This window comes from Parasphingorhabdus sp. (assembly GCF_041748495.1).
Classification (GTDB): domain Bacteria; phylum Pseudomonadota; class Alphaproteobacteria; order Sphingomonadales; family Sphingomonadaceae; genus Parasphingorhabdus.
In genome coordinates this window covers 1-8,191 of the sequence record NZ_JBGTDD010000143.1, presented here as the reverse complement: position 1 = coordinate 8,191, position 8,191 = coordinate 1, and the positions used below count along the sequence as shown (strand labels likewise).

Below are 8,191 nucleotides of genomic sequence, written 5' to 3'. Positions count from 1 at the left end.
GACGGATCGTTCGCCCTGCCGTCCCTCGATCTGGACCTCGGCGTCCAGAGCGCTCAATGCCACCGCCATATCTCCGGGATAGGTGGCGATGCAATTTTCGCTGGCGCCCAATATGGCATGTATCCTGTTGAAACCGTGCAGGGCCTGGCAACCCGATCCCGGCTGGCGCTTGTTGCAGGGCATGGCGGTGTCGGTGAAATAATAGCAGCGGGTACGCTGGCACAGATTGCCGCCCGTCGTCGCCCTGTTGCGCAACTGGCCGCTGGCACCCGCCACGATCGCGCGGGTCAGCACCGCATAATCGTTGCGAACGCGAAAGTGAGCCGCGCAATCGCTATTGCGTACCAAGGCGCCAATCCGCAGCCCATCTCCTTCTTCGCTGATTTCGCCCAGAGGCAGCCTGTTGATATCGATCAGCCGCTCGGGTGTCTCCACTTCAAGCTTCATGAGATCAACAAGATTGGTACCACCGGCAATCAGTTTTGCAGCGTCATCGCCGTCGGTCGCATCGGAAAGGTCGGCAGCGCGCTGATATTGGAATTGTTTCATTGGCCCTTTCCCGCCACGTCACGGATCGCATCGACGATATTGGGATAGGCCGCGCAGCGACAGATATTGCCGCTCATGCGCTCGCCAATCTCTTCGTCCGAGAGCATGATTCCGCCATCCAGATCATCGGTGACCGCGCTGGGCCAGCTCATCGCGGCTTCTTTCAGCATGGCGGTGGCCGAACAGATCTGCCCCGGTGTGCAATATCCGCATTGATAGGCATCGCGTTCGACAAAGGCGCGTTGCAGGGGAGATAATTGGTCTGGCGTGCCCAGTCCCTCGATGGTGGTCAGCTCGTCCCCATCGTGCATGACCGCCAGCGTGAGGCAGCTGTTCACCCGGCGACCGTTCAGAATGACGGTGCAGGCCCCGCACTGGCCATGGTCACAGCCCTTTTTCGTACCGGTGAGTTCAAATTGGTTGCGGAGCAAGTCGAGCAAGCTGGTGCGATTGTCGCACTCAAAGCTGTGCGCCTTGCCATTGATGACGATGTTCAAAATGCTTCTCCGGAGCGATTAGTGGGCTGCCGGAAAATAACGCGCCATTCTGTTTATGGTTCCCGGTCCGATGGTATCAATCCAAGGAGGACCGCGTTGCCAGAGGGGATAAGGCCGCGTTGGCGATGACGAAATCAAACCCTGCCATTCGCCGTCAATGGTCCAGCGGCTCATATTTGTGGCGCGTGGGGCCAAGGCAGAATGGCAGAAATGGCTGATAACTGGTCGGGACGAGAGGATTCGAACCTCCGACCCCCACACCCCCAGTGTGATGCGCTACCAGGCTGCGCTACGTCCCGACCGAGGCTGGGCATATATGGTGGTCGCATGGCCTTGGCAAGTCGTTTGCGTCTTCCGTGCAACCTTTCCCGCATACGGATTTCATTGCGCGCCCGGCAAGTGCGTGATAGGCGCGCGCATCAGCTGGCTTGGCTGTTCAGGGGCTTGAAACAGCGGTCCAGGCACCACACATAAAAATTTGCAATTATCGGGACGAGTTCATGACAAATATTACTATTTTATCTGCCGCAGCAGGCACGGGCGGTGCCGGAGGATTTCTGATTTCGGTCATGCCGCTGGTGCTCATTTTCGCGGTATTCTATTTTCTCCTCATTCGCCCGCAGCAAAAGAAGATGAAGGAACATCAGGCAAAGGTCGGATCGGTCAAGAAGAATGACGAGGTCGTAACCGGCGGCGGGCTGGTGGGCAAGGCGGTCAAGGTCGACGATATTTATGTCGAGATCGAGATTGCCACCGGCGTTCGCGTGAAAGCCGTCAAGGCGACCCTGTCGGACGTCATGCCCCGCGGCGGTGCCAAACCTGCGAACGACTGAACGCGGTGATATAGAAAGTTAGTTTCAATGCTCGATTTCCCGCGCTGGAAGGTCATTTCCATTTCCCTGCTGCTGGCCTTTGGCGTGCTGATGTCCTTGCCCAGCCTGCTGGGCGCAAGCGGCCAGAAATATTGGCCGAGCTTCCTGCCGAACGTAACCATCAACCTGGGGCTCGATCTTCAGGGCGGTAGTCATATCCTGCTCGAAGCCGATCCGGCCGATGTGGCGACCACCCGTCTCGAGACGATGGAAGAATCGGTACGCGCGGCAATGCGGCGGGCCACGCCGCGCATCGGCATTGGTGATATTTCCCGGCGCAACGGTGTTTTGAGCTTCATGGTTCGCGACAGCACCCAGGTTGATGCCGCGCGCGATGCAATCGTGCCGTTGACCTCGGGTGCCGGACTGACCGGCCAGCGGGACTGGGATATTGAAGTGCGCGATGACACGCGCTTCGTCCTGACGCCGACGGCAGCCGGCCTGGAAAATGCGGTCGAGAATGCGATGGAAACGGCCACCGACGTGATCCGCCGCCGGATCGACGAAATGGGCACCCGCGAACCGACGATTATCCGGCAGGGCGACAACCGGATTGTCGTGCAGGTGCCAGGCCTCGAGGATCCGGAAGCGCTGAAGGCATTGCTCGGCCAGACCGCGAAGCTGGAATTCAAGCTGGTCGATTTTGAAGCGGATCCCAATGCATTGGCAGCGGGCCGGGCACCGGTCGGCAGCCAGATTTTCCCTTATCCCGACAATCCGACCGGATTGCCCAATATTGCGGTCAAGCGTCTGGGCGGGATCAGCGGCGACAAGCTGACCGCTGCCGGGCAGGGCTTTGATGCAACAACCAACGCGGCGGTCGTCAATATCACCTTCGATAGCGAAGGCGGCCAAAGATTTGCCCGCCTGACCCAGAATAATGTCGGACGTCCCTTTGCCATCATTCTCGATGGTCAGGTGCTGTCGGCTCCCAATATCAACGAGCCGATCCTAGGTGGTTCGGCCCAGATATCCGGCAATTTTTCGGTCGAAAGCGCGAACCAGCTGGCGATTGCCCTGCGTTCCGGCGCGCTGCCGGTGGAATTGAAGATCGTCGAGGAACGCACCGTCGGGCCCGATCTTGGCAAGGATTCGATCGACAAGGGCATGCTTGCTGCGATCATCGGGACGGTTGCGGTCCTGACCTTCATGGTCGTCACCTATGGCCGTTTCGGCATGTACGCCAATTTTGCCCTGGCCTTGAACCTGTTCATCATCGTCGGGGTCATGGCAATGTTCAATGCGACGCTGACGCTTCCGGGTATCGCGGGCTTTGTTCTGACCGTTGGTGCGGCGGTCGACGCCAATGTGCTGATCAACGAACGAATAAGGGAAGAGCGCAGGCGAGGGCGACGAGTCGTCCAGGCCATTGAAGTTGGCTACAGGGAAGCATCCAGAGCGATCCTTGATGCCAATGTGACCAATATCATCGCTGGGGTTCTGCTCTTCCTGTTCGGTTCCGGGCCGATCAAGGGCTTTGCCGTCGTGCTGATGATCGGTATCGCTTCGTCCGTGTTCACCGCCGTTGTCGTAACCCGGATGTTGGTGGCGATCTGGGTCCGTCGCGCCCGGCCGCAGGAGTTGACGATATGAGACTGCTCAAACTTGTCCCGGACGATACCAATATCGGTTTCCTGAAATGGCGCAACATCGCCATGGCCTTAAGTATCCTGACGATCATCGCATCGATCGGACTGGTCGCCGCCAAGGGTCTCAATTTTGGCGTCGATTTTATCGGGGGCCAGATGATCCAGGCAACCTTTACCGAGACCGAAACGGCACCGATCCCGGAATTGCGGGACAGCATCGGTGCGCTCGGCTATGGCGAGGCAACGATCCAGCGATTTGGTGAAGCCAATGAAGTGTCGATTCGGATGCGCTTGCCAGCGGATGCGGAATCACGGCCTGAAGCAGCCAATGAAATGACCGCAAAGATCGTGGCAACGATCAATGCCGATCATCCCGACGTGCGCATCGATGGCGTGGAGTCGGTATCGGGCAAGGTTTCGTCGGAGCTGTTTGAAACCGGTGCCTATTCGCTGCTGTTCGCGATGATCGCGATTTCCATCTATATCTGGATCCGCTTCGAGTGGCAATTTGGCGTCGGTGCCCTGTTCGCGCTGGTCCACGATGTCTCGCTGACATTCGGCCTCTTTGCGCTGACCCAGATGGAGTTCAATCTCAATACGGTCGCAGCGCTGCTGACCATTATCGGCTATTCGCTCAACGACACGATCGTCGTATTTGACCGGATGCGCGAAAATCTGAAGAAATATCGCAAGATGGATATCATCGCCTTGCTCGACCTGTCGGTGAACGAGACTTTGGCGCGCACGGTAATGACCAGCTTGACCATGCTGATTGCGCTTGGGAGCTTGATCCTGTGGGGTCCGGACGTGATATTCGGCTTCTCGGTGGCAATGTTCTTCGGCGTTTTTGTCGGCACCTACAGCTCGGTCTATATGGCCGCTCCGATCTTGATCTGGCTCAAGGTCGGTCCGGATACATTTGTTCCGGCGGAGTCAGCGAATGACAAAGCCGAGCGGACCGGCGGGCCCGGTCAGACAGGCTGAATCTTGGTAGAACTGCGCAAGGATGTCGAGTTTACCGGTCCGGTCATCACCGGCTTCACGCCTGCGGGTTACAAGGTCGGTGACCAGCGGTTCGAGCAGGGCCTGCTGATTTCGCCTGAACAGGCGGTGGGCTGGGATGGCTCAGGCCTCGACCGGCTGGACCTGGCAGAGATATTGTCGCGGCTGAACCTCTCACCGGCACCGGAGTTTCTCCTGCTTGGCAGCGGATCGGCGATGGCGCAGCCACCGGCTGCCTTTCGGCGGGAGGTTGAGGCCGCCGGCATGGGGCTGGAGGTCATGGACAGCCGGGCTGCGGCCCGGACATGGGGTGTGCTGCGCGCCGAAGAACGCTGGATCATCGGCGCGCTTCTGCCGCTCGCCTAGCGCTTTCCCGCCGCACTGAGCAATATCGCTCGCAGCTGTTTCCCGTTATTGGCCCAGCTGAACTGGCTAACCGAGGATCGCACAATGTCCTGGCGCGGTGGGTCGGCCAGAATTGCTTTTGCAGCCTGAATGATCGCCTCGACATTCTGCTCGACGATCCGTCCGGCATCGACACTGGTCACCAGTTCCCGTGCGCCACCGGCCTCGCTGATGATGATCGGCGTGCCGCAAGCGAGGGCCTCGACCCAGGCATTGGCGAGCCCTTCGGATTTCGATACCAGAATGGCGATATCGGCGGCCGCCGTGAGTTGTGCCAGCTGGTCATGGGATATGCTGCCCAGAAAGCGGACCCGGTCTGCTACGCCCAGCTGCTCGGCGAGCGCGCGGTAATTTGGTTCTTCTTCCCCTGTGCCAGCGAGCATGAGTTGGGCAGTGGGAAAACCCGCCAGGGCACGGATCACCAGATCCTGATTTTTGCGCTTGATCAACGCGCCGGTGCTGATGAATAACGGCCCGCTGACGCCCAGTTCCTGCTTTGCGGTTGCTCGATCAACCGGTACGAATCTGTCTGGATCAAGCCCGGTGTAGTGGACGGCAATCTTGCTGCCATCCATGCCCAAGGTGATCATGTCCTGCTTCAATGCTTCGGATACCGCCAGCAAGCCGCTGGCCTTTGCCGCGGCGTCCAATATCTGAAGCCGGCATTTCGGATCGCTGCCCCAATGATGAATATCAGCACCCCGCGCCTTGATCGTAAAGGGGATGCCGAGTGCACCGGCCAGCCGCATCGCCGCCGGCCCGTCGGGATAGAAAAATTCCGCGTCGATCACATCAAATGGTCTCTGATCGTGCAGTTTCTTGACCAATGGCAGCAGCGCACCGGCAATATGCCGGGGATTGCTGGCCCCGCCGATCTTCGGGATCAGCCGGAACCGGGGCCTGAAGACGTCCAGTCCGCGCCACTCCTCATGTTCGACCAGATCGTTCAGCGGTCGATATTGTTTATGTTTGTTCAATGGCCATGGCGGGATCCCGATCGGATTGATCACGGTTACCTGGGTCAATGGCTGGCTTGCCAGATGGGCCGTCTGCCGTTCGACGAATATGCCGAACTGGGGTGTCGTCGCATTGGGAAATAATGTCGACAGTGTCAGGATGTTGAGCGAACGGGTCATCGCAGGCCTCCTAGCACAATGGCCCTAAAGCTCCCTTACCAGACGGACCGCCACGCCGATCCATTCCGGATCGCTGACAATCTGTTGTCGCGCACCGCTACCGAGCGGCAGGATTTGCAGGCGACCATCTTCCCTTCCGATCAGACGACCGAACAGATAGCGTCCGGCAGGGCGAGGGACCAGCACGTCGCGGTTCAGTGCAGCGGCAAATTGCGCCGGGTTCCGCCGCGACAGCCAGACATCGTCGCCGGCACGATAGTCTCCGATGCTGCTTTTGACGCGCAATGCGACCATCGCCGGTTCGATCGCGGGCTGATAGACATTCTCGGTCTTGCCGAGCGCATGCGCGCCCTTGTGATCGAGAATGGCGGCAACCGGCAGTTCCTCCTGATCGGGCAGCGACAGCAGCGCGGCGCTGTCCACGCCCAGGGCACCAGCAATCCGGTTCAGCCAGCCAAGCGACAATGTCCGCATCCCCGTCTCCAGCCGCCCGATTGTCTGTGCTGTGGTCGGTGGCTCACATCGTGTGGCAACATCGTCCAGCGTCAATCCCTTGGCCTTGCGAACGTCCCTGATGCGGCTGATCATTTTTTTCTCCACACCTATATGGTTTTGTTCTTTCCTACAATGGCGAGGAAATGGCAAGGAATAAACCATGCCATTAAGGAGATATTATGCCAAATCAAATAACCAAATCAGGTAGATCCCGAACCGATCCCCGGCTGCTGGCGGAGCGGGCGTTGCCGCAGGATGGCGAGGTCAGGGGCGTCCGTCGGCAGAACGGGGGGTATAGTGATCTTAGTAAAACATGCCGCTAATGACTACACCATCGCAAAATTTGTATGCATCGATTGCGCATCGTTTATTCAATGGGTGATCTTCTAATGTCCGCTTTATCCCGGTTGCCGACCGACAGCTTTTATTTTCCATCCAAACAATTAGAATGACCGCAAGTGGGTGGGAAGCGGGCGTTCAAGGCCGAATGGATCTATAGACTAAACGACCATGCAAACCCTAGCCAGATCGCGACACGATACAGGCCATATAGGAATAGGGCCAATGTAGCGATGGCCATGAGACAACCCCAAAGTGGGATATGCCAAGCTTGATCCTCTCCACGCTCTAATTCGTCAGGCGTATAGCCAGAATTATCGTTCATGGCGGATGTGGAACATGATCGTTTTTAGTCTGCAAATGGATCATAGCGCCCGACGATGTCTCTCAAATTGAATAAGCGCTATTGACTGGAAAGACCCGATGCACATCAGCGCGACCGAGTGCCACCCAAGGTTCTCATTCCAAGCGTACCAGAACAAAAGCCCTGCGGTAAAAACGATCGCCGCCTTGATACACCACTCTGCAATTCGTAGTTGCCTTTGTTCCATCGAAAAGACCTAACACTATTGGCCTAAGTTTGAAATAGCCTATGGCTTCAAACGCTCGATCATTTTTAGATAACAAATACTTGGGCCGTATCGGGAATCTGAGTTCTTGCCACCGTAAAGCGCCACCCAATCGGACGGAACTTCAAATTGCAGGATATCTGCATCTGCAGATGAAATGGGAGCTAAGCGGGCATCTCTAAAGCCGCACGAAATTGCAGTGTCCAAATAAGTCGATAAGTCTTCTCGGGAACCAAAGGCGAGTGGCGAATCCTGATCGGGACGGTCACTTGTTACCGCCGGTGGTTGAATATTACAGCTCTTATTTCTAATGTCCGAACCAAATACAGCCGTTGTTGATGAGCCCACCTCAAAGAGTTTTTCATCAATTTCTTCAACAGAGCCGCTCTGTTTTCCTCGGGTCGAAAAGATTAGCAACGTGGTCATTTCTCCCGATCTTCCTTCGCAGGAAATCTGCCAACCTTCTTCCAAAACAATCTCTCGGACTAACTTGATTTGCGGTTCCATACCCGCCACTATCCAAGCCTTCTCCGGTAGTGATGTGCTGCTGTTGCACGAAACAATTCCGAGCGATAACGCTATCAAGTTCAGGCGGAAGACCATGCTGCGCTTTCTAACAGAAGATGTGTCCTTCGCCATCGGTTTTAATAACTCCGCATTCGGCTGACATTGAGTGCCCCCTGTTCCGCCCATAGCCGCCATTAGAGCTGGACAACAGGAACGACCGTAATTGGGGCG

At 57.2% G+C, this 8,191-nt stretch carries 9 protein-coding genes and 1 tRNA gene; 4 read left to right on the top strand and 6 right to left on the bottom strand.

Going from position 1 to position 8,191, the window contains the following annotated elements:
* The 3 genes from ACEW8J_RS12560 to ACEW8J_RS12550 form a co-directional block, all read right to left on the bottom strand.
* A partial coding sequence (locus ACEW8J_RS12560; RefSeq protein ID WP_373491988.1) for a xanthine dehydrogenase family protein subunit M occupies nt 1-549 on the bottom strand: 549 nt, incomplete at its 3' end.
* The gene (locus ACEW8J_RS12555) at nt 546-1,046 is read right to left on the bottom strand and encodes a 2Fe-2S iron-sulfur cluster-binding protein (protein WP_373491987.1); all 501 of its coding nucleotides are present in this window, start codon (nt 1,044-1,046) and stop codon (nt 546-548) included. The genes ACEW8J_RS12555 and ACEW8J_RS12560, both read right to left, overlap by 4 nt.
* A gap of 222 nt (nt 1,047-1,268) precedes the next feature.
* Nucleotides 1,269-1,345, bottom strand: a tRNA-Pro gene (locus ACEW8J_RS12550).
* 201 nt (nt 1,346-1,546) lie between these two features.
* Here ACEW8J_RS12550 and yajC point away from each other — a divergent pair.
* Genes yajC through ACEW8J_RS12530 form a run of 4 tightly spaced genes read left to right on the top strand, consistent with a single transcriptional unit; the run spans nt 1,547 to nt 4,875 of the window.
* Entirely contained in the window at nt 1,547-1,879 is a 333-nt protein-coding gene (gene yajC, locus ACEW8J_RS12545) for a preprotein translocase subunit YajC (protein WP_373491986.1), read from the top strand.
* Between the two features lie 27 nt (nt 1,880-1,906).
* The gene (gene secD, locus ACEW8J_RS12540) at nt 1,907-3,511 is read left to right on the top strand and encodes a protein translocase subunit SecD (protein WP_373491985.1); all 1,605 of its coding nucleotides are present in this window, start codon (nt 1,907-1,909) and stop codon (nt 3,509-3,511) included.
* Entirely contained in the window at nt 3,508-4,491 is a 984-nt protein-coding gene (gene secF, locus ACEW8J_RS12535; RefSeq protein WP_373491984.1) for a protein translocase subunit SecF, read from the top strand. Before secD ends, secF begins: the two co-directional genes overlap by 4 nt.
* A 3-nt stretch (nt 4,492-4,494) precedes the next feature.
* Nucleotides 4,495-4,875, top strand: coding sequence for an MTH938/NDUFAF3 family protein (locus tag ACEW8J_RS12530; protein WP_373491983.1), 381 nt, complete (start codon nt 4,495-4,497; stop codon nt 4,873-4,875).
* Here the strand turns inward: ACEW8J_RS12530 and ACEW8J_RS12525 are convergent.
* The 3 genes from ACEW8J_RS12525 to ACEW8J_RS12515 form a co-directional block, all read right to left on the bottom strand.
* Nucleotides 4,872-6,050: a glycosyltransferase gene (locus ACEW8J_RS12525; RefSeq protein ID WP_373491982.1), complete on the bottom strand. Its 1,179-nt coding sequence runs from the start codon at nt 6,048-6,050 to the stop codon at nt 4,872-4,874. The genes ACEW8J_RS12530 and ACEW8J_RS12525 overlap by 4 nt on opposite strands.
* A gap of 24 nt (nt 6,051-6,074) precedes the next feature.
* Nucleotides 6,075-6,638, bottom strand: coding sequence for a helix-turn-helix domain-containing protein (locus tag ACEW8J_RS12520; RefSeq protein ID WP_373491981.1), 564 nt, complete (start codon nt 6,636-6,638; stop codon nt 6,075-6,077).
* Between the two features lie 836 nt (nt 6,639-7,474).
* A partial coding sequence (locus ACEW8J_RS12515) for a hypothetical protein (protein WP_373491980.1) occupies nt 7,475-8,191 on the bottom strand: 717 nt, incomplete at its 5' end.

Bases quoted from the DNA above. Each gene is read 5' to 3' on its own strand.
- yajC (WP_373491986.1), top strand. From the start codon at position 1,547: ATGACAAATATTACTATTTTATCTGCCGCAGCAGGCACGGGCGGTGCC.
- secD (WP_373491985.1), top strand. From the start codon at position 1,907: ATGCTCGATTTCCCGCGCTGGAAGGTCATTTCCATTTCCCTGCTGCTG.
- secF (WP_373491984.1), top strand. From the start codon at position 3,508: ATGAGACTGCTCAAACTTGTCCCGGACGATACCAATATCGGTTTCCTG.
- ACEW8J_RS12525 (WP_373491982.1), bottom strand. From the start codon at position 6,050: ATGACCCGTTCGCTCAACATCCTGACACTGTCGACATTATTTCCCAAT.
- ACEW8J_RS12520 (WP_373491981.1), bottom strand. From the start codon at position 6,638: ATGATCAGCCGCATCAGGGACGTTCGCAAGGCCAAGGGATTGACGCTG.